The sequence below is a fragment of the Kitasatospora sp. NPDC001225 genome, from assembly GCF_053597855.1.
In genome coordinates, this window is the sequence record NZ_JBSFJC010000004.1 from 23,212 (window position 1) to 49,225 (window position 26,014).

A 26,014-nucleotide genomic window follows, 5' to 3' on the forward strand; every position below is an offset into this window, starting at 1 on the left:
GCCGGGCCCGTGGTGCCGGTGCCCGGTCGGGGGCGTGGTGTCGGGGCCGTGTCAGCAGGTCGGGGCACAAGGTCCCGCCCGTTCGGCCCCTTGGCCCCTGGCGGTCGCGGCCGTTACGGGCGATGCTGCCGGTACCGGCCGGGACGATCCGCGTCCGGTCGGACCAGCATCGTTGGACGAGGTGAACCGGCGTGCGTCATGCCACCGTCGAATCCGTGATGACCAGCCCCGTGGTCCTGGTCTCGCCCGAGACCGGATTCCGGGAGATCGTGACGCTGCTGAGCGAGTACGACATCACCGGCGTACCGGTGGTGGACCCGGAAGGGCGACCGCTCGGCGTGGTCTCGGAAGCCGACCTGCTGCGCACCCTGGCCGCGCAGGAGGACCCGGCCAGCCTGCTGCCCGCGCCCGAGTCGGCGCAGGCGGGCCCGGACGGCGAGGTGACCGCGGCCGACCTGATGACGGCGCAGCCGGTCTGCACCACGCCCGGCACCAGCGTGGTCGCGGCGGCCCGGCTGATGAGCCGGCACGGCCTGAAGCGGCTGCCGGTGCTGGACGAGGAGGGGCGGGTCGTCGGCATGGTCAGCCGCGGCGACCTGCTGCGGGTCTTCCTGCGCGAGGACATGGTGATCCGGCGGGAGATCGTCGAGGAGGTGCTCGGCCGGATCGACGGGGTCAGCCCGGCGGAGATCGGGGTGGAGGTCACCCAGGGGCGGGTGGTGCTCAGCGGCACCGTGCCCGAGCAGCACCTGGTGCCGATCGTGCTCAACCTGTGCCGCTCGGTGGACGGGGTGGTCTCGGTGACCGACCGGCTCGGGGCCGGAGGCGCGGCTCCGGTCGGCTGACCTGCTCGGCGCCGACCCCTGACCGGCCGTACCGGTCCCGAATCGCACGTTCGTCCCGGACCCGAACGATCCACTTCGCATACTGCGGAGGGTATCGGGTAACTCACCCTGTGTGCCTGGCGGTGCGGACTGCCGGGACGCCAGCGCTCCGGGGAGGCGGCCGTGGCAGTCGTGTTCGACGCGGACTTCACTTCGACCAGGCAGTGGATCGCCGGGCGCAGCAGCGCCTATCCCCGGATGGGGCCGACCAACCGGAGCGACCACAAACTCGACTACCTCAGCCGCGACTACTGCCCCGACGGGCAGTTCACGGCGGTCAGGAGGCACAGTGGCGGGCTGTGGAGCTGCAGTCTGCTGACCACCGAGGGCAGTCCCGACGGCTTCCAGCTCCGCGCCGGGGACGTGCTGTCGGCAAGCGTGACACTGCCGGTCGAGCTCGGCGCCTGGCCGGCGATCTGGACCTGGCGGGACGGCGGCAACGAGGTGGACGTCTTCGAGTACCACCCCGACAACCCGGACCTGCTGGAGATCTCCAACCACGTCCGCGGCGGCTTCCGGTACTGGCACGGTGCGAGCGCCGGGATCGGGCCGGGGGCCACCTTCGGCCTGCGGGTGGTGCTCGGCGCGAACTCGGTGGACTGGTACGTGGAGGACGAGCTGGTCTACGCGGACCTGCACGGGGTCGGGTCCGCGTGGCACGCCTACCTGATCGTCAACATGTCGGTGGCGGACGGGACGTATCACGACCGCCCGCCGTACGGCGGGCCGGACCGGCTGAGCTGGGTGTGCCACAGCCTCCAGGTCGAGCGCTGAGGGGGCGGGGCGGGCGAGGGCGGGCAGGGGCGCCCGGGGCTACGGTTCGTGGGGCGCGAAGGAGGCGGTGATCGGGCCGCGGGGGGCGTACCCGCCGCGTGCGTCGACGGGGGTGAGCAGGCCGCGGGGGCCCTGCGAGCCGTACGGGTTGTGCGGGTTGTGCGGGTCGTGTGGGGCGTGTGGGCCGTGCGGGTTGGAACGCTGGAACCAGATCGCCCGGCGGTACGGGCCGATGTGGGCCGGGTCGGCCACGTACAGGTCGTCGCGCGGGGCGCGCTCGTTGCCCGGGGCGAGCGCCGCGTCCACGGCGCGGTCGGCGATCGCGCGCAGCAGTGCGGTGGCGGTGGCCTCGGCGGCCGCCGGCGCGATGGCGAGGGCCGTGAGCTCGGCCCAGAGCGTGGTGGCGACGTAGCCGATCGGGGAGTGGCCGAGCGCCGGGTGGGGGCGCGGGTCCGGGTGGCGCCGCAGCACCCCGGCGGCGACGAGCTGCTCGGGGGAGCGGTCGTCCTCCGGCGGGTGGAAGGCCATGGACGGCTGGTGAGCCGTGGGCCGCTGGGGGTGGAACGCGGGCGGCGGATGGTGGGTCACCAGTGGCACGCTACCCCGGTGGGGCCCGGGAACGGTTGCCGGAACGTTTTCTCAGCCCGCCCTCACACCGCTTTCACCACCGGCGGGAGCACGATGGTGGTAGGCGCTGCTCACCTCGGCGGGCCCCGACGGGGCCGGAGGAGGAGGTCCTGATGAGGTACTGGCACGGGCACGGCCACTACGTGGGTGGCTGGGGCATGGGGCTGATGGCGTTCGGGACGCTGATGTTCCTGGTGATCGTCGTCCTGCTCACCGTGGCCCTGTTCCGCTACGTAGCGCGCTCGCGGCAGCCGATCCCGCCCGGGCGGGCGGCACCCGGCGCCGGTGGATCCGGGGTGGGCGGTCCGCACGGCTGGGGCCCGGTGGGGCAAGGGAGTCAGGGAGGGCAGGGAGGGCAGGGAGGTCCGGGGGTGTCCCCGGAGCAGTTGCTCGCGGAGCGGTTCGCTCGGGGTGAGATCGACGCGGAGGAGTACCGGCACCGACTGGACACGCTGCGTTCGGCGAACGGGCCGGGAGGCGACTGAGCCCAGGGAGGACGGACCGGGACCGCCGCAGTTCGCGTGCGGCGGGCCCGGTCCGTTGGTGGGGCGGTCGGAGGCCGCTCGGGGTGCTCTTCCCCCGGGGCGCTCCTTCTCGGGGGTGCTTACTCGACGACCAGCTCGACCGGGATGTTGCCCCGGGTGGCACGGGAGTACGGGCACACCTGGTGCGCCTGCTTGACCAGCAGCTCGCCGGTCTCGCCCGCGAGGGACTCGGGCAGCTCGACGCGCAGCACGACGGCGAGGGCGAAGCCGGCCTCGTCCTTGCCGATGGACACCTCGGCGGTCACCGAGACCTCGCTGGTGTCCACCCGGGCCTGGCGGCCGACCAGGCCGAGGGCGCTGGCGAAGCAGGCGGCGTAGCCGGCGGCGAAGAGCTGCTCCGGGTTGGTGCCCTGGCCACTGCCACCGAGCGCGGGCGGCATGGCCAGCGCGAGGTCCAGCTGTCCGTCGGAGCTGACGGCGCGGCCCTCCCGGCCGTTGGCGGTGGCGGCTGCGGTGTAGAGCGCGTCCATGGTGGCTTCCCCTTCGGGTCCTGGGTGTTCCTGCGGTCGGTTGTCCGGTCGGTTGCCGGCCCGGTGTGCTGGGCAGCGGCCGCTCGGTCGTTGCTGCGGTGGTGCGGTGGTGCGGTGGTGCGGTGGTGCGGTGGTGCGGTGGTGCGTTGCTGCGTTGCTGCGTTGCGATAAGTAGAGCACGCAATTCAATTGCGCACAACTAAATGGCGCGGTGGTGATCGGTACCATGGGTTCATGACGACTCACCCCGGCATGGCGGACGAGGAGCTGCTCCGCCTCGACCAGCAGATCTGCTTCTCGCTCAACGCGGCCTCCCGCGCCTTCGGCGGCGTGTACCGGGTGCTGCTGCGGGACCTCGGGCTGACCTATCCGCAGTACCTGGTCATGCTGGTGCTGTGGGAGGAGGGCGAGCTGCCCGTCAAGCGGATCGGCGAGCGGCTGCGGCTGGACTCCGGGACGCTCTCCCCACTGCTCAAGCGCCTGGAGGCGGCCGGGCTGGTGCGCCGCGAGCGGAGCCCGGAGGACGAGCGGTCGGTCACCGTCCGCCTGACCCCCGAGGGGTCGGCGCTGCGCGAGCGGGCCGGGCAGGTTCCGCGTCGGCTGCTCGCGGCGACCGGGCTGCCGGTCGAGGACCTGGTCGCACTGCGCGGGCTGCTGGAGCGGGTGACCGCCACGCTGGATGCGGCGGAGGTGGAGCCGGCGCCGTAGCGGGTTTGGCTCTTAAGGGGTGGGGGGCCGCTTTGCGGGGTGGGGTCCGCAGTGGTGCGGGGATGGTGCGGATGGTGCCGTGGGGCTTGTCAAGCGGCACCCTCGCGCACTGTGATCTGGGTCACGTTGCGAGTCTTCCGGCTGGGTGCGCGCGGGCGAAGCGGCAGGTCAGCCGCACTGTTCAAAAGTGAACGGAAACGTTCGGCAATTGTCTGCCCGATCCGGTCAACATCCCGGACCTCCCGGACGGTTACACCACGAGCCCCAAGGGGCCGTCGGCGTGCCACCAGGCGGGCCGGCCAGCCGACCACGAAAGGGGGGTCGCGTGAGCACTCCCGGGCCGGGCGAGGAGCGGGGTCTGCGAGCCGACCCGCTCGGCGACCTGCCGAACGACTTCGAGGCCTTCTTCACCCGCGAGAACTCCGGCTACCTCCGCTACGCCCAGCAGCGCCTGCGGCACCGTGAGGACGCCCAGGACGCCGTCCAGAACGCGGGCACCACGCTCTACAAGAACTGGCGCCGGGCCCTGGCCAGCCCCGATCCGCAGGCCTTCGCCTTCAAGATCGTCAAGGACGCGGTGGTGGACGTCATGCGCGAGCGCCGGCGCACCGAACGCAAGCGGCTGCGGGTGATCGCCCAGCGCCGCCCCGACACCAGCCAGGACGAGCTGAACGAACTTGCCGAGCTGGACGCCCTGGACTGGGCGATGGAGGAACTCGCGCGGGCCGCACCCGTCCAGGCCGACGTGGTCCGGCTGCGCCAGGCGGGGCTGTCGTACCACGACATCGGACGGTCCCTCGGCATCGCGCACACCACCGCCCGCACCTACTACAGCCTCGGGCGGCGTCACCTGGAGTACCTCCTGGAGCACCAGGACGACGGCGGGGCGCAGACATGAGGGTCGTGGACCTGCTGCGCGCGCACGCCGTCGAGCTGGAGCGGGAGTTTGACGACCACGACCCGGTGGACTTCACCCGCCGACTGGCCGAGCGGCTCGCCGCCACCCGGCGGACCGCCCCGGCCGTGCGCGAGCGCCCCGCCCGGCCGCCCGCCGGGGCCCGGCCACCGCACGCTCCGCTCTCGGGGCCGAGCCCGGGAGCGGCAGCGGGGGCGGGTTCAGGGCTCGGCGCGGGAGCGGGTGCCGGAGCCGGTCCCGGCCTGCGGTCGGGCTCCGGTTCGGGGGCGGGATCCGGTCCAGGCTCGGGTTCCGGTCCGGGGGCGGCCCCGGGGCAGTCCCGGTGGGCCGGGGGACGGGCGGAGCTGCGGCGCGACCTGCGGCACCTGTGCGCGGGGGTGGCGGGCGCGGTCGAGCCGGGGGAGCTGGCCCTGGACCTCGAACTCGCCGAGAAGACCGCCTTCCGGACCCTCGGCTGCCTGCTGTACGGCATGGGACGTGCGGCGGACGGCGTCTTCTGGTGGCGGATAGCCGCCCAGTACGGGGACCAGCTGGCCGTGCACTGTCTGGCCGTGCACTACACCGCCGAGGGCGAACGGTGCGACGCGGCCCGCTGGGCCGCCCAGGCCCAGGACCTCAGCGCCCCGGGCCGGCTGCCGGAGCTGGCGCCCGACGTCCGGCCGGGCGGGGCGGCGGAGCTGGCGCGGGTGCTGGCGGAGCGCTATGACGGCGAGATCCTGCTGACGGTACGGGAGGCGGTGGCGGCGCGGCCGACGGCCGACCCCGGGCGGTTGGGGGTCCGGGCCGTGCGGGGGCGGGGGGTGGTACGGATCCGGTGACGGAGACGGGGTGGGTGGGGAAGCGGGCCGGCCCGAGGGGTGGGCCGGTCGGGGTCGGGTAGGCGGGGGCTCACGTGAGCCCGGAGACGGCGTCGCCCAGGTACTCGGCGCCGAGCAGCAGCGGGACGGTGATCATGATCGCCGCGCTGTGCGTGGCTGTCCAGGCGCGCCACTCGCCGAGGGTGCGTCGTGCCTGGGCGCTTCCCCGGAGGTGTGCCGCGAGCGGCAGCAGGGTGCCCAGCGAACCGACCAGCACCATCAGGGCGGCGGCCACTGCCTTCTCCCCGCCGCCGGTCGGCGCGGCGGCGATGGAGGCGGCGCCGCCGACGGCCGGGACCAGGGTCTTCGGGTGGGCGATGACCAGGACCACGGCGAGACCGGCGGACCGGGCGGCGGTCAGCCGGTCGATCGAGAGCAGCCAGGCCGGTGGCGCGGTCACCCGGCCGGGTCGCGGTCGTTCGCGCCACTGCCGGGCGGCCAGCAGGACGAGTACGGTGCCGAGGGCGAGCTTCAGCCAGGACGACCAGGTCGGTGTGGTGCGGGCGGGGTTCAACGCGGTGCCCGCGGTTACGACGGCGGCCGACACCGTGGCGAGGCCGAGCAGCCAGCCGGCCGTGAAGGCGACCCCGTTGGCCCGGCCGCGCGGTGAGGCGAGGACCAGCAGGACGGCGATCAGCGGCAGCGGGCTGAGCGCGACCGCCACTGCGGAGGCCAGCATCGGGCCGATCGCTTCACCCATCCCCGGACCTGCCTTCCCGTCGCCGGGTGCCGTCCGCCATTCAGCTCCCGTCGGGCGGGCAGCGCACGGCCGGTGCCGCCGTTCGGGTGAGGGCGGGGCGGAGCGTGGACGGGGAGCGGTGGCGGGTGCCGGGGCCGGGAGGCGGGGGCGGGCGGAGCGGAGGCGCGGGGGGAGCGGCCGAGGGCCGCCGCACCGCTGGGGTGCGACGGCCCTCCGCGGGCGTGAGGCGCGTCAGTCGGTGCCGGACTCGAGCGCCGCGTGGTCGAGCGCGTTCGGGTCCTCCTCGTCACCGTTGCCGGCGGCGATGGGAGCCGCGCCGCCCGGGGCGAGCTCGCCGATCAGGCCGCTCCACGGTGCCAGCTGGCCGTGCACCGCGTACTGCTCCAGCTTGCTGCGCGAGTCGGCGATGTCGAGGTTGCGCATGGTCAGCTGGCCGATGCGGTCGTCGGGGACGAACGCGGCGTCGACGCTGCGCTCCATCGACAGCTTCTCGGGGTGGTAGCTGAAGTTGGGGCCCTGGGTGTCGATGACCGAGTAGTCCTGGCCGCGCCGCAGCCGCAGGGTGACGCTGCCGGTGACCGGGTGGCCGATCCACCGCTGAATGCTGTCCCGGAGCATCAGCGACTGCGGGTCGAACCAACGGCCCTCGTACAGCAGCCGGCCGAGCCGCCGTCCCTGGGTGTGGTACGTGGCGATGGTGTCCTCGTTGTGGATGGCGTTGAGCAGCCGCTCGTAGGCGATGTGCAGCAGCGCCATGCCGGGGGCCTCGTAGATGCCGCGGCTCTTGGCCTCGATGATGCGGTTCTCGATCTGGTCCGACATGCCCAGACCGTGCCGGCCACCGATGGTGTTGGCCTCGTGGACCAGGTCGACGGCGCTGGAGAACTCCTGGCCGTTGATCCGGACCGGGCGGCCGAACTCGAACTCGACGGTGACGTCCTCGGTCTGGATCTCGACCGCCGGGTCCCAGAAGGCCACGCCCATGATCGGGCTGACGATCTCCAGGGAGGCGTCCAGGTACTCCAGCCGCTTGGCCTCGTGGGTGGCGCCCCAGATGTTGGCGTCGGTGGAGTAGGCCTTCTCGGCGGAGTCCCGGTACGGCAGGTCCCGCTCGGCGAGCCACTCGGACATCTCCTTGCGGCCGCCGAGCTGGTCGACGAACGCCTGGTCCAGCCACGGCTTGTAGATCCGCAGGTTGGGGTTGGCGAGCAGGCCGTAACGGTAGAACCGCTCGATGTCGTTTCCCTTGTAGGTGGAGCCGTCGCCCCAGATGGAGACGCCGTCCTCCTGCATGGCGCGCACCAGCAGCGTGCCGGTCACGGCGCGGCCGAGCGGGGTGGTGTTGAAGTACGTCTGCCCGGCGGAGCGGATGTGGAAGGCACCGCAGGCGAGGGCGGCCAGGCCCTCCTCGACCAGCGCGGCCCGGCAGTCCACCAGTCGGGCCTGCTCGGCGCCGTACGCGCGGCCCCGGGCCGGGACGTCGGCGAGGTTCGGCTCGTCGTACTGGCCGATGTCGGCCGTGTAGGCGTAGGGGAAGGCACCGTGTTCGCGCATCCACGCTACGGCGACGGAGGTGTCCAACCCACCGGAGAATGCGATGCCGATCCGTTCACCGACCGGCAGCTTGCTCAAGACCTTCGACATGGATGCACCCTTGACCCGCGTGAGCGGGCCCCTGATCTAGCGATGTGTGACGGGATTCGGCGTAATCGATCCGATGCCCGAACTCTGGCATAGATTTGCAGAGTAATGCAAGAGCATACGGAGCCCCGGGTGGCGACGAGGGTTCTCCCGGCTGCTGCGCGTCGACCGGCCCGTTGGTCAACTTGCTTGACTGGACGGGTGGTTGGGGTGGATCAGGAGGCCGTGGCGGGCGCTCGGGTGCGCATCCAGACGGTGCGGGAGGCGAGGGCGCCCAGCCCGAGGGCGACGAGGTGGCCGGCGTCGGCCAGCTGCTGGTCCAGCGCCCAGGCGCCGGCGAGGGCCAGGGCGAGCGCCGGCAGGCCGTAACGGCGCAGCGGGCGCGGGCCGAGCGCGAGGAGGCAGGCGCCGGTGGCGACCAGGCCGTAGCTGATGCCCACGTCCCGGGCGCGGGAGAGTGCGCCGGGGATGCGGGCGGTCAGCATCACCCACATGGCGCCCTCGGTGAGCAGCGTGGCGCCCAGGTGCCCGAAGACGAAGACCGCACCGGCCCGGGCCGGACCCCAGCGCCACTCGGCCAGGCCCAGGACGGCGGCGACCGCCGCGATCCCCGCCCAGGCCGGAACCCCGTCGACCACCAGGCCGCTGGTGAACAGGGTCCACCACTTGCCCACTTCCATGTGATGGACGTTGCTGCTGTTGTGCCGGACGAACCGGGCCCGCTCGGCATGGCCCTGGCTCGCCAGCCAGGAGGCCGTCACGGTCAGCAGCAGGACGTACGCCGTGGTGAGGCGCAGGCGGACGGCGGCTCTCAGCGCCGGGTGCCGGAGAGCGGCGGGGCCGGTCGGTGTCCTCGTCGCGAGGCGATCGCTCATCGTGCCTGGTGCCCTTGCTCGGCGGTTCCCGGTACCGGCCCCGCCCGGTGCGTGGAGGGGAGGCCGCGACCGGGACGGTCCGAGCGCCAGCGTACGCGAGCGCCGTGGAGGCCGTCGGGGCCGGCGGCGGGGCGTGTGAGGTGGGCGGATTCCCGCGGGCTGCACAGGGACGGCGGGTGGCGGGTGGCGGCGAGGTCGGGCGGGGGCGAGGGTGAGGGGGAGGAGTGTCGAGGAGGCGCCGATGGCCGGCAGCACAGCCAGGGGCGCCAGGGCGCACCGGCGGCCCTGGTGGGCGCGTGCCGTCCACGCGGTGTGGGCCTATGTCCGGCGCGCGCCCGGTACCTACACCTGGCTGGCGGTCCTGCTCGTCACCACGCAGGTGATCCGGCACGTCGATCCGGCGACCGCGGACCGCATCCTGGAGCGGCGTTCGACCAACCTCCACCATCTCCAGGTGTCGCCGGTGCGTGTCCTGGTCACCAGCGCCCTGTGGATCGCGGGCGGCGGCTGGCCGTTCTACTTCCTGCTGTACAACCTCTTCCACGTGCCCGCCGAACGATGGCTCGGCACGCTGCGCTGGATCTCGGTGGCGGCGCTCGCGCACGTCGGCGCCACCTACCTCAGCGAGGGCGTGCTCGGCTGGGCGATCCACCGGGGGCTGGCCTCGCCGAGGGCCCTCTACACCCTGGACTACGGCGTCAGTTACGCGCTGGCCGGCGTGGTCGCGGTCCTCACCTACCTGATCGTGCGGCCCTGGCGGTACCTGTACGCGGTGGGAGTGCTGGTGGTCTACGGGCTGGGCGTGCAGCAGAGCCGGGACTACACGAGCATCGGCCACTTCAGCGCGGCGCTGATCGGGTTCGCCTGCTACCCGCTGACCCGGGACCGCCCGGGCTCCTTCGACCCGGTCGCCTCGGTCCGTGCGGTCTGTCGGCGGGTGCGCGGGCGGTCGGGTCGTCCGACGCCGTCGGCGCGTTCGTCGGTGTGGCGGGTGTGGCGGGTGACCAGTGCCGGGGCGGCTGGTCAGGTTCCGCGCCGTTCGGGGCCGGTCGGCCCCAGGTAGGCGCTGAGCGGCCTCTCCTGGGCCAGCACCGCGCCGGCCGTGATGGCGAAGGTGACGGCGATACAGAAGGCGATCAGCCAGGACAGCACCATCAGCACCAGGCCCAGCGAGCCGTACTGGGCCAGTGAGCGGTTCAGTGCGATCGGCATGTAGATCCGGGCGGTCAGCGACATCGCGGTGGACGCGATGGCGGTGAGCAGCGCTCCCGGCACCAGGGACAACCAACGGATCCGTGCGCTCAACAGCAGACGGGCAGTCCACCACCAGACCAGGAAGGAGGCCGTGAAGGTCAGTGGCAGGCCCAGCCAGAGCCCGGCGCCGAAGCCGTTCCGCAGTACGCCCTGGAACAGCAGCACGACCACCCAGCAGGCGATCCACAGCAGCCACCGCCAGGCCGCGACCCTGGTGCCGGACTTCGGCAGCTGCCAGGCGTGTTCGCAGACCCGGGCGACCGCCCGACTGCAGCTCGTGCCGGACAGCAGTGCCATCAGCAGGCCGATGATCCCCGTGGTCTGCCGCAGGTCGCCGGGGCTGTACAGCGCCTGGCGCAGTTGCTCGGCGGAGGCGCCGGAGATGCCGAACAGCGAGCGCAGTGAGGAGTTCATCTGGTTCCGCACGCCCTCGGGGGCGAAGGCGGCCACGGCGAACAGGAGGGGGATGGAGGTCAGGAACAGCTGGGAGGCCATCCGGGTGGCGGAGTCCAGTAGGCCGGGGGAGAACAGGCGGGCGGTCAGCTCGGTGATCACCGGGAAGCGCCGCTCGGCCTCACTCCGTGCCCGCACGACCCGCATGCGGGCCAGGAGCAGCTGTTCCTTCCGGCGGCCGCGGGTGCCCCTCGGCAATCTCATCCCTCGGTCCTCCCGCATCCGGGCGGCGGTCCGCACCAGTCAAGGCGAGGCGGTGGCGGGCCGCCACCGGAGCGAGCCGTCCGGAGCGGCCGCGACCCGGGGGCGGCCGCTCCATCGGCGTGGCCGTTCTTCGTGTTCGGGCGGGTCCAGCCTGGGATGGCCATCCGACACCTGCCGCTGCTGCCCGGCCTGTTCCGTACGAGCGGGCCGGGCAGCGGCGCCGTGTCCGACGGGTGCGGTGCAGCGCTTGACGGGTGGGCCGGGTGCGGGACGGCTACTGGCCGACCCGCTGGGACATGCAGACGATATTGCCTTCGCTGTCCTTGAACCAGGCCGCGCGCATACCCTCGCCCTCGGCGACCCCGTTGACGGTCTGCAGACCGGGGAAGTCGTACTCCTCGAAGGTGATGCCGCGGTCGCGGAGGCCGGCCATCTCGCCGTCGAGGTCGGCGACCTTGAAACTGGCGAGGGTGTGGGCGGCCTGTCCACCGCTGGGAGTGCGGTAGACGGTGAACTGGGTGCCGCCACAGTCGCAGACGAACTCCTCCTCACCTTCCTCGGCGAGCTTGAGGCCGAGGGTGTCGGTGTAGAAGGCCTTGGCGCGGGCGAGATCGGTGGCGGGGATGACTGCTTGCAGCGGAGCGTCTCCAAGCATGGTGTTTCGCCTCCTCTCTGTCACCAGGCTAGGGACGTGCGGGCCGGGTCGCCCGGTGGGCGCAGGGCTGCTTCGGGCTGTGTGCGGCAGGTCGCCGGGAGTCATGCGGGGGCCAGCCTCCAGAGCGAGGTGACCTCCGCGGCGCGGGCGGTGTGGAGGAGGGGGTCGGCCCGGTCGGGGGTGGTGGCCCTCGGGTGGCGGGGGACGGTGTCGAGGCGCCCGGTGACGCGCAGCCCGGTTCCGGAGACGGCACCGAGCAGATCGGCGCGGGAGCGCAGGCCGAGGTGTTCGGCGAGGTCGGAGAGGACGAGCCAGCCCTCGCCGCCGGGCAGCAGGCGGTCGGCCAGGCCGTCGAGGAAGCCGCGGAGCATGCGGCTGCCCGGGTCGTAGACGCCCTCGTCGAGTGCGGAGCTTGGCCGGCCGGGCAGCCACGGGGGATTGCAGACGACCAGGGCGGCCCGGCCGCGGCCGGGAGGGTAGAGGCCGGTGCCCGCGGTCTCGATGCGGTCGGCGAGACCGAGCCGGCGGGCGTTGTCGCGGGCGCAGGCGAGGGCGCGCGGGTTGGCGTCGGTGACCAGGACCTCGTGCAGGCCGCGCCGGGCGAGGAGCGCGGCGAGCACACCCGTGCCGGTGCCGAGGTCGTAGGCGGTGGGGCGGTCATGGGCGGCCGGCGGCAGCGGCGCCCGGGCGACGAGGTCGACGTACTCGCCGCGGACGGGTGAGAAGACCCCGTAGTGCGGGTGGATGCGGGCGCCGAGGGCCGGGACCTCGACGCCTCTGGTGCGCCACTGGTGGGCGCCGATCACACCCAGGAGCTCGCGCAGGGACACGATTCTATTGTCAAGGAGCGGTCCGTAGGCCGCCCGGCAGGCCTCGCGGACGTCGGGCGCCCGGTGGAGCCGGACGCGGTGATCCGCGCCGAGCGGTACCAGCAGCATGCCCAGGACGCGCGCGAGGCGGGCGCGCTCCCGACGGTGCTGCCGGAAGGCCTCGGCCGAGGAGCCGGGGGCGGATCGGGGCCGGCGCCGCTCGGCGCGGCGGCGCATGGCGTGCAGGAGGCGGAGCGCGCCGGGGTAGTCGCCCTGCCAGAGCAGGGCGGTCCCCTCGCAGGCCGACCGGTAGGCGGCCTCGGTGCGCAGGGTGTCGTCGGCGGCGATCAGGCGGCGCGGCGGGGGCGTGCCGTTCTCGCTGTGCCAGGGTGCGGGCAGGACGGAGGTGGTGGGAGGGGTGACGATGCTTGGCCGGTGGGTGTCGGACACCAGGGGTTCCTCGAGGTCGAACGTGCAAGGGGCACGAAGAGCACTTCGACGAGGAGGCGAGCAGCAGGCGCGTCGGGCCGTGGCGCCGCCGGGACGGCGGGCGCGGGCGTCAGGCCGGGTGCGGCTCGCGCGTCGAAGCGCGAGCCGGGGTGTCACCGAGCACGAGGCCCGGCACGACGGCGAGCCGTATGCCACTGATCATCTGAGGGCCTCCCTTCCGAACCAGCTGGTCCTGCGCGGTTGTTCGTACGCTTTCACACAGAGTGGCCGACTGGCAACCGATTTATGACCGGCCCCCGGACCAGCCGTGCGGCACGCGCTCCAGCACACCCGCGCCGAACAGCTCGTACAGCGGCAGCGTCTCCAGGTGGACGTAGCCGATGTGGCAGTCGCAGACCGGCAACGGGCAGGCTCGCGGCAGCAGTTGCGCGCGGTAGCTGCCGTCGTAGAGGTTGCCGAGGACGTCCCGGACGAAGTGGCAGCGGCGCACGGTGCCGTCGCCGTCCACCGACAGCACGGACTCCCCGGTGCGGCACGGCAGCCCGGCGCTGGGGTGGGCGTGCCGGCTGTAGCCGAAGTGCGGGTCGACGGCGGCCCATTGAGCGGCCTCGGCGTCGGTGTAGCCGAGGCCCTCGGCGGCGTTGACCCACAGGTAGACGCCCTCGGGGAGCTCGGCGCGCAGCCGGCGGGCCTCGGCGAGGTGCTCGGGTTGGCCGACGACGCCGACGCTGTAGCGCACGCCGAGTGCGTCCAACTCCTGGCACTTGGCGAGGAAGCGCTCGCGGGTGACCTGGCCGGGGTGGAAGGTGACCCAGAGGGCGAGGGTGTCGAGGTCCGCCTCGGTGAGCCAGCCCGTGCGGCAGCTGAGGTTGGTCTGGATCGCGACCCGGCGGACGTGCGGCAGGCGGCTCAGCTCGACCAGCGCGCGGCGGTACCAGGACCGCACCAGCCCCTCGCCCCAGGGGGTGAACAGCAGCGATAGGGTGTCGCCGGTGCCCGCGCGCCCGGCGACCCAGCCGGTGAAGCGCTCCAACGCGGCCCGGTCGGAGCGCAGTTGCTCCGGGCTGTCGCGCCGCTTGGCGAACGGGCAGTACGGGCAGTCGTAGTCGCAGGAGGCGAGCGGGCCGCGGTAGAGCAGGGTGAGGCTCCGCGCCCCGTCCTCCGGCAGCGGTGAGGCGGAAGGCATGCCGAGGAAGGTCATTTCGCCTCGTACGCCGCCATCAGGGCCCGGACCTCGGGCGAGAACAGCATCGGCCCGGCGGCGTCCGAGTGCGCCAGCCCCTCCGGGCTGAGCCGCAGGAACTCCGCGTCGCCGTCGTCGAGCCATCCGCGCTCCGTGAACTCGGCCAGCTCCGCCGGGAAGTCCTCGGCCGGTGAACCGCCGAACCGGGCGCGGTAGTCCGCCAACGGCAGGCCCTCGGCCTGGAGCAGCGACTGCACCAGGTGCCGCCGGCGCGGCTCCGCGCCGCCCATCCGGTGGCCCACCTCGGCACGGTGGAAGTCCTCGGTGGCGACGTAGTCGTCGATGATGCCGCGCACCTCGGTGGCGTTCACCGCGTAGTCGAAGGAGTAGTGCAGCTGGGAGGTGTAGGAGCGGGCGCCGCAGCCCAGGCCGACCATGCCGTCGGTCTGGCAGGCGTACTCGCCCGCGCCGGCCTGCGGGGAGGCGGCGCGGCGGAACATCCGCATCGACACCTGCTGGTAGCCGTGGGCGAGCAGGTGGTCGCGGCCGGCCCGGTAGAGCGCGAGCCGGCGCGCGTCCCAGGCGGCCCGGCTCTCCTGCTCGCCGCGCCGGGCCAGTCCGGTCAGCGGGCGGACGTACAGCGGGTAGAGGTACAGCTCCTCGGGCTGCCAGGCGAGTGCGGTGTCCAACGAGCGGAGCCAGCTCGCCTCGGTCTGGCCGTCGATGCCGTAGATGAGGTCGATGTTGAGCACCGGGAACCCGGCCGCGCGGATCCGGCCGAGGGCGGCCTCCAGCTCGGCCCGCTTCTGCGGGCGGACGGCGGAGCGCGCCTCGGCGTCGTCGAAGGACTGCACGCCCAGGCTCAGTCGGGTGGTGCCCCGGGCGGCGAGCACCTCCAGCCGGTCGGCGGTCGCGGTGGCGGGCGAGGCCTCCACCGAGAGGGGTATCGCCCGCAGGTCGGCGCCCATCCGCCGCTCGGCGATGTCGCACAGCCGCTCCAGCTCACCGGCCGTCAGGTAGGTGGGCGTGCCGCCGCCGAACGCGGCCAGCGCGAACCGGGCCCCGTCGTCCAGGGCCGCGCGCACCGCCGTGGCCTGGCGCTCCAGGGCGTCCAGGTAGGCCGTGGTCAAGCCCTCGGGGCTGCCGATCCGGGTGAACAGGTTGCAGAAGCCGCAGCGGACCTCGCAGAACGGGATGTGCAGGTAGAGCGAGAGCGCGTGCTGCGCCTCGCCGGCCCACAGCTCGCGCAGCGGCGGGCGCTCGGGCAGCGGGCGGTAGGCCGTCTTGTGCGGGTACGCGTAGACGTACGACTGGTACGGCGAGTCCGGGCGCGGAGGTGCGGTGGTCATGCGCGCTCCTCGGAGGTCGTGGCGGTGCCCGCCGCTCGGGCGGGGAGGGTGAAGTGCGCGTACGGGACCGACCAGACCACCTCGTGGCCGATCCGGTGGCCGGTGTAGCCGTCCTCGCCGTAGGCGGTGCCGTGGTCGGAGCAGACGATCGCGAAGCAGGGGCGGCGGGCGCTCATCGCGGCGAACAGCCGGCCGATGTGCGCGTCCACGTACTCCAGGGCCGCGGCGTGGGTGGCCCGGGAGTCCCCGTGCTCGCGGGTGGCTCCGGGCAGGTGGAACCAGTTCGGCTGGTGCAGCGCCGAGACGTTCAGGAAGAGGAACAGCGGCTGGTCGGCGGACTGTTCGGCGGCGACCCGCTCGGCCCGGGCGACCTGCTCCTCGAAGGACGTCGGCGAGGCCACGCCCAACTCGGGCGCCCAGTGGCTCTCCTGGAAGAGGCCCGGCAGCACCGAGCCCAGCGGGCCCTGCTTGTTGAAGAACCCGACACCGCCGATGCACACCGTGCGGTACCCGGCCGCGGCCAGGGCCGTCGGCAGGTCGGGGGCGTCGAAGACCCAGGTGCGCGGGGCGGTGCTCTCGGAACCGGCGAAGCGGGCCGCGAACAGGCGCGGGTGCGGGCCGTCCGGGGAGGCGGGCGTCGGCAGGAAGCCGGCCAGGATCGCCTGGTGGGAGGCGTAGGTGAAGCTGCCGGGCGCGTGCCGGTGCTCCCAGCGGCCGCCGGGGAGGACGGCGGCGAGGTTCGGGATGCGGCCGGCGGCGGCCAGCTCCTCGGCGACGTCGAGGCGGAGCGTGTCGAGGGTGACGAGCAGCAGGTCGTGGCTGCCCACGACGGCGTTCATGTCGGGGGACGGGAGGGTGGTCGGGTGGTTCATCGAGCGGGTTCCGTGATCTGGTGGTCCGTCGCCGCGGGCGACGACGGGGAGGGGGCGGTCAGCGCGGCCAGTTGGGCGCCGTAGGTGTCGAGGCCCTCGGCGGGGCCGCCGGGCAGGCCGGTGAGGTTGGGGAGCAGGTCGCCGAAGGCGTTCACCTCGCCGACCAGGGCGCGCCGCCAGCCGGTCGTGGGCAGCACGTCGACGCCGACCATCGGTGATCCGGGGAAGCAGGCCGCCGCGCGCTCGGCCGTCTCCAGCAGGGCCGGCCAGGCAGGCCCGGCGGCCTCCCGGGCCTGGTCGAGGCTGCCGCGGGCGCCGCCGAGGTGCAGGTTGGTCATCGGCTGGCCGCTGGTGCGCACCACGGCGTGGGTGGCGCGGCCGGAGACCACCACGACCCGCAGGTCCGCCGCGCGCCCGGACTGCGAGGCCTTCGGGATCCACTGCTCGACGTGCAGCCCGTCCGGTGCCAGGCCGTCGACGATCGCGGCGACCTCCCGCTCGCCGCGGTAGCGGCGCACCCGCAGCGAGTTGTGGAGCCGGCCGTCGGCCAGCTCCACCGAGGTGGTGGCCTGCAGCTGCCCGCGCGGTCCGAACTCCAGGGCCATCACCCCGGAGGCGGAGGAGCCGTGCGCCGGCTTGACGAAGACCCGGTGCAGGCCGGCCTCGGCGAGGCGCCCGCGCAGGTGCTCCCAGCCGGTGACCTCGCCGCCGAGCGCCCTGGGCACCGGCACCCCGGCCCCGGCGAGCAGCGCGTGGGTACGGCGCTTGTCGAACATCACGGCGATCTCCTCCGGATCGCCGAGCAGCCGTACGCCGGGCCGGGCGGCCAGCCCGCGCAGCGCGGCCATGACCCCCGCGTACCAGACGGCCGTGCCCTCGACCCTGGTCGGGGCGTAGCCGGGGCCGAGCGCCTGGCCGCGCAGCAGCCGGTCGACCTCCGGCTCCTCGCCGGGCGACTCTATGCGCAGCAGACCGCCCTCGGGCAGCCGGTACCGGCCGCGCAGCACGTCCAGCCAGGGCAGGACGGCGGGCTCGGGCAGCCCGGCGGCCCGGGCGGCGGCCGCGAACAGCGTCACCCGTCGGTGCCCCGGGTTGCCCAGGACGGTCAGTCGCACGGTCATCGCCTCCGCCGCCCGCCTACTCGGAGACCGAGACGTAGCGGTCGTCCTCGTCGTCCGGGTCGTCACCCTCGGCCTCGTCGAGGTCGAGCCCGACCCCGGGCAGGGCCTCGGACAGACGCTCCTGCATCGCGTCGCTCAGGTAGTGGTGGTGCAGGTCGAGGGAGTTCAGGTGGGTGAGGGGCTGGCCCTCCAGCAGGGCGGTGGCGCCCTCGTCCGTCAGCACGCCCATGGAGAGGTCGAGCGACTCCAACCGGGCCACTATCGGGGCGTGGGCGAGGGCGGCGGCGATCTCGTCCTGGAACTCGCTGTTGGCCAGCCCGAGGTGGCGCAGCTCCGGCAGCCGGGAGCCGTCCAGGAACGGCGCCAGGTCGTCCATCGTGGCGTCACCGCCGTACTCGTCCACGCCGAGCCAGAGGCCCAGACGCTCCAGTGCGGGCAGCTCGGAGGCGGCCACCGCGCGCACCACGGTGGCCGGCAGTCCGCCGGACTCGAAGCGCAGGCTGGTCAGGGCGTCGTGACGGACCGGATCCAGGCCGAGGTCCGTACCGCCGCGCACGGCCAGCGACTTCAGCGCGGGGAAGGCGGCCAGCAGCGGGGTGACGTCGTCCATCACCAGCCAGGAGACCTCGCACTCGTCGTAGGTCACCTCGGCGAGGAACAGCGCCTCCAGGGCGGGCAGGCGCCCGGCTTCGGCCGTGAGGGCCTCGATCACCGGGCCGATGGAGCCGTAGCCCTCGGCCCCGTTCCACCAGGGACCGATCACCAGGGCACGGACGCTCGCCGGATCGACGTCCTGGAGGAAGGACTGCCAGAGCTGGGCGAAGTCCTGCTCGGAGCGGTACGCGAGGGCGAGCCGCCAGGCGACGCTGTCGGCGGCGGGCCGCGGCCGGGTGTCGTCGGGGGCGAACTCGTGGATCGGCAGCTCGTGGAAGCGTTCGATGTGGCGGGAGATGGACATGTCGGATCCTGGTCGGTCGGGGTGGGCGAGTACGCGGGCGGTCGGGCTGTCGGGCGATCAGGCGGGCGCGGGGCGTTGACGACTACTCGGCCACGGCCACGTAGCGCCACTGGTCGTCGGGCTTGCCGGGCTCGGAGAGGTCGACCTCGACACCGGCCAGGGCCTGACGCAGGCGCTGCTGCATCTCCTCGGTGAGGTAGTGGTGGTGCAGGTCGAGGGAGCGCAGGTGGGTGAGGGGCTGGCCCTCCAGCAGTGCGGTGGCGCCCTGGTCGGTCAGCACACCCATGGAGAGCCTGAGCGACTCCAGCCGGGCGACGACGGGCGCGTGTGCCACGGCGGCCGCGATGTCGTCCTGGAACTCGCTGTTCTGGAGGCCGAGGTGGCGCAGCTTGGGGAAGCGGGTGCCGTCCAGGAACAGCGCGACGTCGGCCATCGTCGCGTCGCCGCCGTAGTTGTCCACGCCCAGCCAGAGCTCCAGCCGCTCCAGGGCGGGGAAGTCACAGCCGGCCACCGAGCGCACGACCGAGCCCGGCAGGCCGCCGGCCTCGAAGCGCAGCGCCTCGAGCGCCTCGTGCCGCAGCGGCTTCAGGGCCAGACCGCCCTTGCCGTCCCAGTCCTGCGAGGCCCCGCGGACCACCAGCTCGGCCAGCCGCGGGAAGGCCGTCAGCAGCGGCGTGATGTCGCACTGCTGGATCCAGGAGATCTCGCACTCCTCGAAGGTGATGTCGCCGACGAACAGGGCGCGCAGGGCGGGCAGCCGGCCGGCGGCGGCGACGATCGCCTCCATCGGCTCCTGGAAGCCCTCCGGCTCCTCCGGGGACCACTGGCCGATCACCAGGGCGGTGACCCGCTCGGTGTCGACGGCGCCGAGGAACTGCTCCCAGCGTTCGGCGAACGTCGCCTCGGACTCGTAGTCGAGCTTGACCCGCCAGGCGGCCGAGGCCGCGTCCGGCAGTTCGAGGGCGCCCGATCCGCCCTTCTCCTCGGCCTCCTCCAAGGCCTCGACGAAGTCGAAGACGGGAAGGCCGTGGAACCGCTCGATGTGGTCGTTGACAGTCATGCGCTGCTCCTCTGGGGTCGGGGCCGAACAACTGTCTACCAGCCGGGACTGACAATCCGGCGGCCGGGTCGCCGCCCGGGCGCGTTGTCAGACCCTTGCTCTATGTTCGGGTCCTGGCTCCGGAGAGTGACCGCGGCGGACGCGGCGGAGCCATGGGTTCCGGCGTCCGCCGGAGCCCCTCCGTACGGCGAGGGAGGACTGATGTACCGCCAGGGCGATGTGCTGATCGTGCCGGTAGAGGAGGGCGCGGTGCCGCCGAGGGTGGTGGAGCTGGCCGTGCAGCCCCGGGACGCGCGAGGCCGGATGGTGCTCGCGCTCGGTGAGGTCACCGGGCACGCGCACGCCGTGGTCGGCCCCGGAGAGCTGCGCCGGGAGACCGGGCCGTTCGGCGCGGGCTGGCTGCACCTGCCCGAGGGCGGCCGGGTGGTGCACGAGGAGCACGCGGCGATACCGCTGCCCAAGGGCTGGTACCGGGTGGTCCGCCAGCGCGAGTACGTGCCGGGTGCGGTGCGGATGGTCGCGGACTGACGACCGCTCCGCCCGCCGTACGGGGGTTGGCGGGCGGGTGCGGACACGAGGGTGGAGCGCGGCCGTGGCCGCGGCACGGAACGGGAACGGACGGCCGGGCGGGGAGCCCGGCCGGGAACGGAGCAGGGATGGAGACGGTGATCCACGACGAGGTCCACGGCGACCGGGCGCAGGCGCGGGAGCTGCCCGGGCCGGTCGAGGTGACGGCCCGCTGGCGGGCGGCCGCGGCGGCCACCGGAGCGGGCGACCGGGCGGCGGCCGAGCGCGCCGTCCGGGCCGCCTACCGGGCGGCCGGGCTGCCCGAGCCCGCGGCGATCCGGTGGTTCGGCTCGCCGCTCGCCGCGACCGGGGCGGCGCTGGAGCTGCGGGCCGCCGGGGCGGAGAGTGTGCGCGAGGCCGTGCGCACCAAGCCCTGGGAGGAGGCCAGGCGGCGGGCCGTCGAGCAGGTCGGCGCCGCCGGGTGGGCGGGCCACTGGGCGCTCACCGGGGGCGAGCTCGGCCCGGTCACCACCCCGCTCGCCGACCGGCTGCGCAACGCGGTGCTCGACCGGCTCGCCCCCGAGGCCGACCGGGAGGCCGACGCCGCCGTGGCCGAGGAGGCCCGGGCCCGTCGCACCACCGTCCGGCTCGCCCTGCTGGACGCCGTGCGCGGCCAGCACGACGCGCCGTGGTTCGCCGCCTTCGAGGCCGCCGGGGCGAGCGCCGCCGCCACACCACTGGCCGAGCTGGCCCGGGAGGTCGGCTGGTGGTGGCCGTACCGGGACGTGGCCCTGCTCAGCGAACGGCCGACCGGCCTGCACCGCGACGAGGCCGGGCGGCTCGACCGGGCGGACGGGCCCGCCCTGGAGTACGCCGACGGCTTCGCCCTGCACGCCTGGCGCGGCATGCCCGTCCCGCCGGAGTTCCTGGCCGGCCTGGCCGAGGTGACGGCCGAGCGGATCCGCACCGAGGAGAACGCCGAGCTGCGCCGCGTCCTGCTGGAGCACTACGGCTACGAGCGCTACTTGGCCGACTCCGGTGCCGAGCCCGTCCACCGGGACGAGACCGGCGTGCTCTGGCGGATCGTCCTGCCCGACGACGAGCCGGTGGTGATGGTCGAGGTGGTCAACTCCACGCCCGAGCCGGACGGCACCCACCGCACCTACTGGCTGCGCGTCCCCCCGAGCACCCGCACCGCGCGAGCCGGGGTCGCCTGGACCTTCGGCATACCCGAGACCGCCTACCACCCGCAGCGCGAGACCTGACCGAGGACGCCGCCCGGCATCCGGAGCAGGCCCCTGAGCTGCGCGTGTTGACCCTTACCCCACGTCAGGCCGCACGGTGGGGGCGCAGCGAACGCACGGATGATCGGAGGGACGCATGAGCTGGTCGGTGGGCCAGGTCTCCGGCTTCGCCGGGGTCACGATCCGGACCCTGCACTACTACGACCGGTCCGGGCTGCTCACGCCCAGTGAGCGAAGCCCGGCCGGCTACCGGCTCTACAACGGCGCGGACCTCGCCAGGCTCCAGCAGATCCTGTTCTACCGGGAACTCGGGTTCCCGCTCGACGAGATCGCCGACATCCTGGCGGACCCGCAGGCCAACGCCCTCGACCACCTGCTGTCGAGACGACACGCCCTCACCGAGCAGATCGCCCGGCTGCAGAAGCTGGTCGACGTCGCCGAGCGGGCCATCGAGGTCCAGCGCACCGGGGTCGAGCTGAGTCCGGAGGAGCGCTTCGAGGTTTTCGGGGACGTCGTCTTCGACCTCAGCTACGCGGCCGACGCCCACCTCAAGTGGGGCGAGCGGGACAGCCACCAGGAGGCCCTGGCCCGCGCCGCCACCCACTCCAAGGAGGACTGGCGGCAGCTGATGGCGGAGGCCGCGGAGTGGCGCGGCCGACTGCTGGAGGCCTTCGACCGGGCACTGCCGGTCGACCACCGGACGGTGCTGGACCTCGCCGAGCAGCACCGGAAGCACATCACCCGGTGGTTCACGCCCTGCCCGCCGGAGATGCACTGCCGGATCGCCGACGACTACGAGGCGGACGCCCGTGCCTTCGCCCTCGTCGTCCCGCCGGCCGAGCAGCGCCCGGGGTTGGCCGGCTACCTGCGTGCGGCGATCGGCGCCAACGCCGAGCGGCACAGCGGGAGCGACCCCGAGGAGGAGGCTCGATGAGAATCCTCGTCACGGCCGCCGGATCGCACGGCGACGTCGCCCCCTACACCGGTCTCGGGGCGTACCTGCGCGGTGCGGGGCACGAGGTCGCGCTCGCGGCGCCCGAGACCTTCCGCGAGCTGGTGGCCGGCAGCGGCCTCGACTTCCGCCCGCTCCCGGTCGATCCGCGCGGGGCGGGCACCGGTCCGACGGGCGGGCGCTCCGAACTGCTCGCGCGGGCCGCGGCGTTCATCGGGAAACTGGGTGACGGGCTCGCGGACGCTGCCGCACCCGGAGCCGATCTGCTCCTGCTGAGCACCACCACCGCGCCGCTGGGCTGGCACCTCGCGGAGGCGATGGGCGTCCCCAGCATCGGGGTCTACCTGCAACCCACGCTGCCGACGCGGGAGTTCCCGCCGGTCGTCGGGGGCGGCCGCTCGCTGGGGAGCTGGGGCAACCGGACGGCGGGAGCGCTCGGCCAACGGGTCGTCGACCGCCTGCACACCAGGGCCGCACACCGGCTGCGGTCGCGGCTGGGCCTCCCGGCGTTCTCCCAGACCGCGCGCCGGCGGGCCGTGGAGCGGGCGCACTGGCCGGTGCTGCACGGCTTCAGCCCGACCCTCGTACCGCGCCCGGCCGACTGGCGGCAGGGGCTGCGGGTGGTCGGCAACTGGTGGCCGTACGTGGCGGAGGACTACGGCCTCCCGGCCGAGGTCGAGGACTTCCTGCGGGCCGGGCCGCCGCCGGTGTTCATCGGCTTCGGCAGCATGGCGGCGGGGCAGGGCGAGCGGCTGAGCGCCCTGGCGGTGGAGGCCCTGCGGCGGGCGGGAGTCCGGGGCGTGGTGCAGGCCGGCTGGGCCGGGATCGCCGGGGAGGGCGACGACGTGCTGACGGTCGGCGAACTGCCGCACGCCCGGCTCTTCCCGCGCATGGCGGCGGTCGTGCACCACGCGGGTGCGGGCACGGCGGCTGCGACGCTGCGCGCGGGTGTGCCGAGCGTCCCGGTCCCGGTGACGGCGGACCAGCCGTTCTGGGCCGACCGGCTCCGCCGGCTCGGTGCCGCCACCGCTCCCGTCCGGTTCGCCGACCTGACCGCCGACCGGCTGGCGCAGGCCATCCGTCAGGCCGTCGAGGAGCGGCGACTGCGGGAACGGGCGCAGGAGGCGGCCCGCGCCCTGGCGAAGGAGGACGGCGCGGGCCGGGTCGCGGAGGCGGTGGTGGCGTTGGGCGGGTAGCGGAGGAAGCGCGGACGGCCCGGCCCCGTTCCGGTCAGGCCCGCAGGCCGTGGCGCTTGGTGTACCGGAGGTGGAAGACGAGCAGCGGCGCGGCGATCACCGGCCAGCACAGGTTCATGGCCGCCGGGGCGGTGTCGATGGGAAGGAGGTAAGCGAAGGCCAGTTGGGCAAGGGCGTTGAGCAGGCTGGCAGTGCCCCAGACCGCGGTGAGCACCCGGACGCCGTGACGGAACGCGGAGTCCTGCTCCCAGCGTGCCTCCCAGGCACGCAGCCCGTCCTCGCCCGCCTTGGCCTGCACGAAGGAGCGGAAGACCACCATCAGAGCCGGACGCCCGTAGCCGACGGAGGCCAGCAGCCAGATCCCGAGGAGCCCGCCGAGCATGCCCGTCCAGGCCTCGCGGATCAGCAGGGTGCGGGCGTCCCCGGTGAGAACCGAGAGCACCAGACCGAGGGCGATCATGCTGAGGATCAGCAGGGCCAGGAAGTCGACGCGGCGGGTTCGGACCAGCCGTACCACCACGGTGACCGCGGGTACGGCGGCGGACCACAGCAGGGCCCACCACTGGTCCGCGCCTGCCGAGCGCAGCCTGTAGTAGACGGCGAGAGGGAGGACGAGATCGATCAGCAGGGGTAAGAGGAGGGCGGTTCGGCGCGGGGCGGCGTGGAGGGTCACTTCGTCTCCTCGGTCCCGGCCTCGGTCCCCGTCGCGAGGGCGAAGAGGGTGACCAGCTCGCGCCCGTAGGCGCGGACGTCGAAGTCGTCCCCGGCGGACAGCCGGTTGGCGGCCGCATCGATCGAGGCGCGGATCGCCAGGGCCATCGCCTCGGGGTCGAACGGCCGGAAGTCACCGCTGAGCTGTCCGTCCCGCAGGTGTCGGACCAGCAGCGAGACGGGGGTGTCGAAGCCGGCGGAGCTGACCAGCGGGCTGCCGTCCTCCCGGCGGGCGTTGGCGAGGACGTCCACCAGCGCCCGTACCTCGACCGGGTGTTCCGCCAGGAACTCCAGGTTCGCCTCGATGTAGGCGGCCAGCTGCGCGGCGGGCGCGGACCTGGCATGGATGCGCGGCTGCATGAAGGCCTGCGCCGACTCCTGGACGGAGTCGACGAGGGCCTGGAAGAGGTCTTCCTTGTCCTGGAAGTGGTACGAGATCAGCCGCACGCTGGAGAGCTTCGCCCGCTTGGCGATCTGCGCGAACGAGGCCCGGGCGTAGCCGAGTTCGGCGACGGTCCCGATCGCGGCGGCGACGATCTGGGCGCGTCGGGCATCAGTGGTGACGCTCCGGCCGGAGGCGGGGGCGTCAGGAGAGGAGTCAGGATTTACTCGCATGAGTAAAAATTAACATGGATCGGCAAAAGTGGAGGCGCAAAAGGGCCCTGCCACGGCAGGCCGTTGCGTCCGCGCAGGTCAGGGCGTCCGGGCGATCAGGACGGGCTGGAAGAAGCCGGTGTCGGCGGGCTGCTCCCAGCGGATGCCGGCCAGGCCGGCCTCGGCGGCGAAGGCGCTCAGCTCGTCCTGGGTGAGCGCCCAGTACGTGGAGCGGCGGACTGCGACCCGCCACTCGTCGGCCTCGTCCGGCAGCAGCCGGAAGAGCTCCAGGTCGTACCGCTCGCCGTCCTCGTGCCACTGCCAGAGCTGGAAGAGGACCGACCGTCGGCCGCCGTGCTCGGCGGTCTGCGGCGGAGTGGAGGCGGGCCGGGTGCGGCGCAGCTCGTCGTACGGGCGGGTGGTGACCAGGAGTAGTCCGCCCGGGCGCAGGACCCGTCGCATCTCACCGAGCGCGGCGCGGACGTCCTCGGCCGTGAGCAGGTGGGGCAGCGCGTTGTCGGCGCAGACGACGACGTCGAACCGGCCGTCCGGGAAGGGGAGTTCTCGCATGTCGGCGGCGGCGGTGGGCAGCCGGAGGCCGCGCCCGGCGGCCTCGGCGGTGGCGCGGGCGGCGGCGACCGGGCTGAGGTCGGTGCCGGTGACGCGGTGGCCGAGGGCGGCCAGGCCGATCGCCTGGGTGCCGATGCCGCAGGCGCAGTCCAGCACCTCGGCGGGGCCGTCGCCGAGAGCCGCGCGGACCACGGCGTCCAGCGCGGAGCCCTGACGGGCGAGCGAGGCGTTCCAGTCGGTGTAGAGGAGGTGGTAGTCGTCGGCGAAATCGTCGTAGAAGCGGCCGAGGGCGGACTGGCTCATGGTGTCAGGACCTCCAGGGGGCGTCGGCGGGAGCGGCAACTGTTCGCCGCGGCGCCATCATGGCGCGGCCGTACCGGCGGTGAGTACCCGTTTTTCGGGGCCGTCACGGAACCGCCGAGAGGCGGGGAGCGGGGAACGGGGCCGCTGGACGGCTGGCCGATCCACCGGCAGGACGGCGCCTACGCCGCCGTGATGCGGACCGATGCGGACGAGTGCGCCTTCGGCCAGCTGGTCGTCGAGGCCCAGGTCGAGGCCGTGTCCGTGGACGGTTGGGACTTCTCCTGGCCGGGAGGCCCCGGGCGGGCTATCGGTGGTGCCAGTCGGGCGGCTGGGCACGGCGGCAGGGACCCTGGACGTCCAGACCGGTGACGGCGACGTGCTCGCGGGCACCGGGCGGCTGGACGGGCGCCCGTCCGTGCTCGTCGCCACCGAGCCCTGGTCGCCCAACCCGGACCGCGCCACGTGGTTGCTGAACCCGCTGGGCGCGGGGGCTGCCGAGCATGCGTAGCGGGAGGGCGTTCAGCGTGCTGATGAGCTGACCGCGTAGCAGGAAGCGTCGGACCGTGAGCCGG

The 26,014-nt window shown here is 73.9% G+C and carries 29 protein-coding genes; 12 read left to right on the top strand and 17 right to left on the bottom strand.

The features are described from left to right. Positions 1 to 218 precede the first annotated feature (218 nt). Together ACWDCZ_RS01975 and ACWDCZ_RS01980 are read left to right on the top strand one after the other, a co-directional pair. Positions 219 to 845, top strand: coding sequence for a CBS domain-containing protein (locus ACWDCZ_RS01975; protein ID WP_241853098.1), 627 nt, complete (start codon positions 219 to 221; stop codon positions 843 to 845). Between the two features lie 162 nt (positions 846 to 1,007). Next, positions 1,008 to 1,658, top strand: a complete 651-nt coding sequence (locus ACWDCZ_RS01980; RefSeq protein WP_063780338.1) for a LamG domain-containing protein — start codon at positions 1,008 to 1,010, stop codon at positions 1,656 to 1,658. A gap of 39 nt (positions 1,659 to 1,697) precedes the next feature. On the opposite strand, the gene ACWDCZ_RS01985 is transcribed toward ACWDCZ_RS01980, so the two are convergent. After that, positions 1,698 to 2,246 (bottom strand): hypothetical protein, encoded by a 549-nt coding sequence (locus ACWDCZ_RS01985; protein ID WP_449814977.1) that lies wholly within the window; start codon positions 2,244 to 2,246, stop codon positions 1,698 to 1,700. 152 nt (positions 2,247 to 2,398) lie between these two features. Here ACWDCZ_RS01985 and ACWDCZ_RS01990 point away from each other — a divergent pair, with 152 nt between their 5' ends. Further along, entirely contained in the window at positions 2,399 to 2,770 is a 372-nt protein-coding gene (locus ACWDCZ_RS01990; RefSeq protein ID WP_449814978.1) for an SHOCT domain-containing protein, read from the top strand. A gap of 119 nt (positions 2,771 to 2,889) precedes the next feature. Here the strand turns inward: ACWDCZ_RS01990 and ACWDCZ_RS01995 are convergent, their stop codons facing one another. Next, positions 2,890 to 3,300, bottom strand: a complete 411-nt coding sequence (locus ACWDCZ_RS01995) for an organic hydroperoxide resistance protein (protein ID WP_049658109.1) — start codon at positions 3,298 to 3,300, stop codon at positions 2,890 to 2,892. Between the two features lie 234 nt (positions 3,301 to 3,534). Between ACWDCZ_RS01995 and ACWDCZ_RS02000 the strand changes: the two genes are divergently transcribed. The 3 genes from ACWDCZ_RS02000 (at position 3,535) to ACWDCZ_RS02010 (ending at position 5,742) form a co-directional block, all read left to right on the top strand. Next, the gene (locus ACWDCZ_RS02000) at positions 3,535 to 4,008 is read left to right on the top strand and encodes a MarR family winged helix-turn-helix transcriptional regulator (protein WP_049658111.1); all 474 of its coding nucleotides are present in this window, start codon (positions 3,535 to 3,537) and stop codon (positions 4,006 to 4,008) included. A gap of 325 nt (positions 4,009 to 4,333) precedes the next feature. Next, positions 4,334 to 4,906: an RNA polymerase sigma factor gene (locus ACWDCZ_RS02005; RefSeq protein WP_049658113.1), complete on the top strand. Its 573-nt coding sequence runs from the start codon at positions 4,334 to 4,336 to the stop codon at positions 4,904 to 4,906. Continuing rightward, complete coding sequence (locus ACWDCZ_RS02010) at positions 4,903 to 5,742, top strand: hypothetical protein (RefSeq protein WP_449814979.1); 840 nt, start codon at positions 4,903 to 4,905, stop codon at positions 5,740 to 5,742. The genes ACWDCZ_RS02005 and ACWDCZ_RS02010 overlap by 4 nt, the downstream gene beginning before the upstream one ends. Positions 5,743 to 5,812: 70 nt before the next feature. Here ACWDCZ_RS02010 and ACWDCZ_RS02015 read toward each other — a convergent pair whose 3' ends face one another. From ACWDCZ_RS02015 to ACWDCZ_RS02025, 3 genes are all read right to left on the bottom strand, one after another. Beyond that, the gene (locus tag ACWDCZ_RS02015) at positions 5,813 to 6,481 is read right to left on the bottom strand and encodes a GAP family protein (protein ID WP_449814980.1); all 669 of its coding nucleotides are present in this window, start codon (positions 6,479 to 6,481) and stop codon (positions 5,813 to 5,815) included. A gap of 231 nt (positions 6,482 to 6,712) precedes the next feature. Next, the gene (argG, locus tag ACWDCZ_RS02020; RefSeq protein ID WP_449814981.1) at positions 6,713 to 8,125 is read right to left on the bottom strand and encodes an argininosuccinate synthase; all 1,413 of its coding nucleotides are present in this window, start codon (positions 8,123 to 8,125) and stop codon (positions 6,713 to 6,715) included. 212 nt (positions 8,126 to 8,337) lie between these two features. Then, a complete protein-coding gene (locus ACWDCZ_RS02025) occupies positions 8,338 to 8,997 on the bottom strand; it encodes a rhomboid-like protein (RefSeq protein ID WP_375873804.1) in 660 nt (219 codons plus the stop codon). Positions 8,998 to 9,238: 241 nt separating this feature from the next. Here ACWDCZ_RS02025 and ACWDCZ_RS02030 point away from each other — a divergent pair, with 241 nt between their 5' ends. Continuing rightward, positions 9,239 to 10,060, top strand: coding sequence for a rhomboid-like protein (locus ACWDCZ_RS02030; RefSeq protein WP_449814982.1), 822 nt, complete (start codon positions 9,239 to 9,241; stop codon positions 10,058 to 10,060). On the opposite strand, the gene ACWDCZ_RS02035 is transcribed toward ACWDCZ_RS02030, so the two are convergent. The 9 genes from ACWDCZ_RS02035 to ACWDCZ_RS02075 form a co-directional block, all read right to left on the bottom strand. Then, on the bottom strand, positions 10,021 to 10,908 hold the full coding sequence (locus ACWDCZ_RS02035) for a YhjD/YihY/BrkB family envelope integrity protein (protein WP_079272594.1): 888 nt from the start codon (positions 10,906 to 10,908) through the stop codon (positions 10,021 to 10,023). The genes ACWDCZ_RS02030 and ACWDCZ_RS02035 overlap by 40 nt on opposite strands. Before the next feature lie 274 nt (positions 10,909 to 11,182). Next, the gene (locus ACWDCZ_RS02040; RefSeq protein ID WP_380737163.1) at positions 11,183 to 11,563 is read right to left on the bottom strand and encodes a VOC family protein; all 381 of its coding nucleotides are present in this window, start codon (positions 11,561 to 11,563) and stop codon (positions 11,183 to 11,185) included. A gap of 101 nt (positions 11,564 to 11,664) precedes the next feature. Further along, positions 11,665 to 12,822 carry a methyltransferase gene (locus ACWDCZ_RS02045; RefSeq protein ID WP_449814983.1) on the bottom strand — a complete coding sequence of 386 codons (1,158 nt, stop codon included), beginning with the start codon at positions 12,820 to 12,822 and terminating at the stop codon, positions 11,665 to 11,667. 283 nt (positions 12,823 to 13,105) lie between these two features. Continuing rightward, complete coding sequence (locus ACWDCZ_RS02050) at positions 13,106 to 14,008, bottom strand: STM4011 family radical SAM protein (protein WP_449814984.1); 903 nt, start codon at positions 14,006 to 14,008, stop codon at positions 13,106 to 13,108. Between the two features lie 11 nt (positions 14,009 to 14,019). Beyond that, positions 14,020 to 15,354, bottom strand: a complete 1,335-nt coding sequence (locus ACWDCZ_RS02055; RefSeq protein ID WP_449814985.1) for an STM4012 family radical SAM protein — start codon at positions 15,352 to 15,354, stop codon at positions 14,020 to 14,022. Then, positions 15,351 to 16,193, bottom strand: coding sequence for an STM4013/SEN3800 family hydrolase (locus ACWDCZ_RS02060; protein ID WP_380737292.1), 843 nt, complete (start codon positions 16,191 to 16,193; stop codon positions 15,351 to 15,353). The genes ACWDCZ_RS02055 and ACWDCZ_RS02060 overlap by 4 nt, the downstream gene beginning before the upstream one ends. Before the next feature lie 29 nt (positions 16,194 to 16,222). Further along, on the bottom strand, positions 16,223 to 17,347 hold the full coding sequence (locus ACWDCZ_RS02065; protein ID WP_449814986.1) for an STM4014 family protein: 1,125 nt from the start codon (positions 17,345 to 17,347) through the stop codon (positions 16,223 to 16,225). Between the two features lie 16 nt (positions 17,348 to 17,363). Continuing rightward, positions 17,364 to 18,305, bottom strand: coding sequence for an STM4015 family protein (locus ACWDCZ_RS02070; RefSeq protein WP_449814987.1), 942 nt, complete (start codon positions 18,303 to 18,305; stop codon positions 17,364 to 17,366). A gap of 82 nt (positions 18,306 to 18,387) precedes the next feature. Continuing rightward, positions 18,388 to 19,365 carry an STM4015 family protein gene (locus tag ACWDCZ_RS02075; RefSeq protein WP_388046565.1) on the bottom strand — a complete coding sequence of 326 codons (978 nt, stop codon included), beginning with the start codon at positions 19,363 to 19,365 and terminating at the stop codon, positions 18,388 to 18,390. A 201-nt stretch (positions 19,366 to 19,566) separates the two neighbouring features. Here ACWDCZ_RS02075 and ACWDCZ_RS02080 point away from each other — a divergent pair, with 201 nt between their 5' ends. The 4 genes from ACWDCZ_RS02080 (at position 19,567) to ACWDCZ_RS02095 (ending at position 23,264) form a co-directional block, all read left to right on the top strand. Then, positions 19,567 to 19,893, top strand: a complete 327-nt coding sequence (locus ACWDCZ_RS02080; protein WP_049652826.1) for a hypothetical protein — start codon at positions 19,567 to 19,569, stop codon at positions 19,891 to 19,893. 128 nt (positions 19,894 to 20,021) lie between these two features. After that, the gene (locus ACWDCZ_RS02085; RefSeq protein WP_449814988.1) at positions 20,022 to 21,137 is read left to right on the top strand and encodes a DUF6745 domain-containing protein; all 1,116 of its coding nucleotides are present in this window, start codon (positions 20,022 to 20,024) and stop codon (positions 21,135 to 21,137) included. A 115-nt stretch (positions 21,138 to 21,252) separates the two neighbouring features. Beyond that, a complete protein-coding gene (locus ACWDCZ_RS02090) occupies positions 21,253 to 22,050 on the top strand; it encodes a MerR family transcriptional regulator (protein WP_449814989.1) in 798 nt (265 codons plus the stop codon). Further along, positions 22,047 to 23,264, top strand: a complete 1,218-nt coding sequence (locus tag ACWDCZ_RS02095) for a glycosyltransferase (RefSeq protein WP_449814990.1) — start codon at positions 22,047 to 22,049, stop codon at positions 23,262 to 23,264. Before ACWDCZ_RS02090 ends, ACWDCZ_RS02095 begins: the two co-directional genes overlap by 4 nt. Before the next feature lie 34 nt (positions 23,265 to 23,298). Here the strand turns inward: ACWDCZ_RS02095 and ACWDCZ_RS02100 are convergent, their stop codons facing one another. The 3 genes from ACWDCZ_RS02100 to ACWDCZ_RS02110 form a co-directional block, all read right to left on the bottom strand. After that, the gene (locus ACWDCZ_RS02100; RefSeq protein WP_449814991.1) at positions 23,299 to 23,937 is read right to left on the bottom strand and encodes a VC0807 family protein; all 639 of its coding nucleotides are present in this window, start codon (positions 23,935 to 23,937) and stop codon (positions 23,299 to 23,301) included. Next, a complete protein-coding gene (locus ACWDCZ_RS02105; RefSeq protein WP_449814992.1) occupies positions 23,934 to 24,590 on the bottom strand; it encodes a TetR/AcrR family transcriptional regulator in 657 nt (218 codons plus the stop codon). The genes ACWDCZ_RS02100 and ACWDCZ_RS02105 overlap by 4 nt, the downstream gene beginning before the upstream one ends. A gap of 78 nt (positions 24,591 to 24,668) precedes the next feature. Next, positions 24,669 to 25,442, bottom strand: a complete 774-nt coding sequence (locus ACWDCZ_RS02110; RefSeq protein WP_449814993.1) for a methyltransferase domain-containing protein — start codon at positions 25,440 to 25,442, stop codon at positions 24,669 to 24,671. Positions 25,443 to 25,752: 310 nt separating this feature from the next. Between ACWDCZ_RS02110 and ACWDCZ_RS02115 the strand changes: the two genes are divergently transcribed. Further along, positions 25,753 to 25,950, top strand: a complete 198-nt coding sequence (locus ACWDCZ_RS02115; protein ID WP_449814994.1) for a hypothetical protein — start codon at positions 25,753 to 25,755, stop codon at positions 25,948 to 25,950. Positions 25,951 to 26,014: the final 64 nt, after the last annotated feature.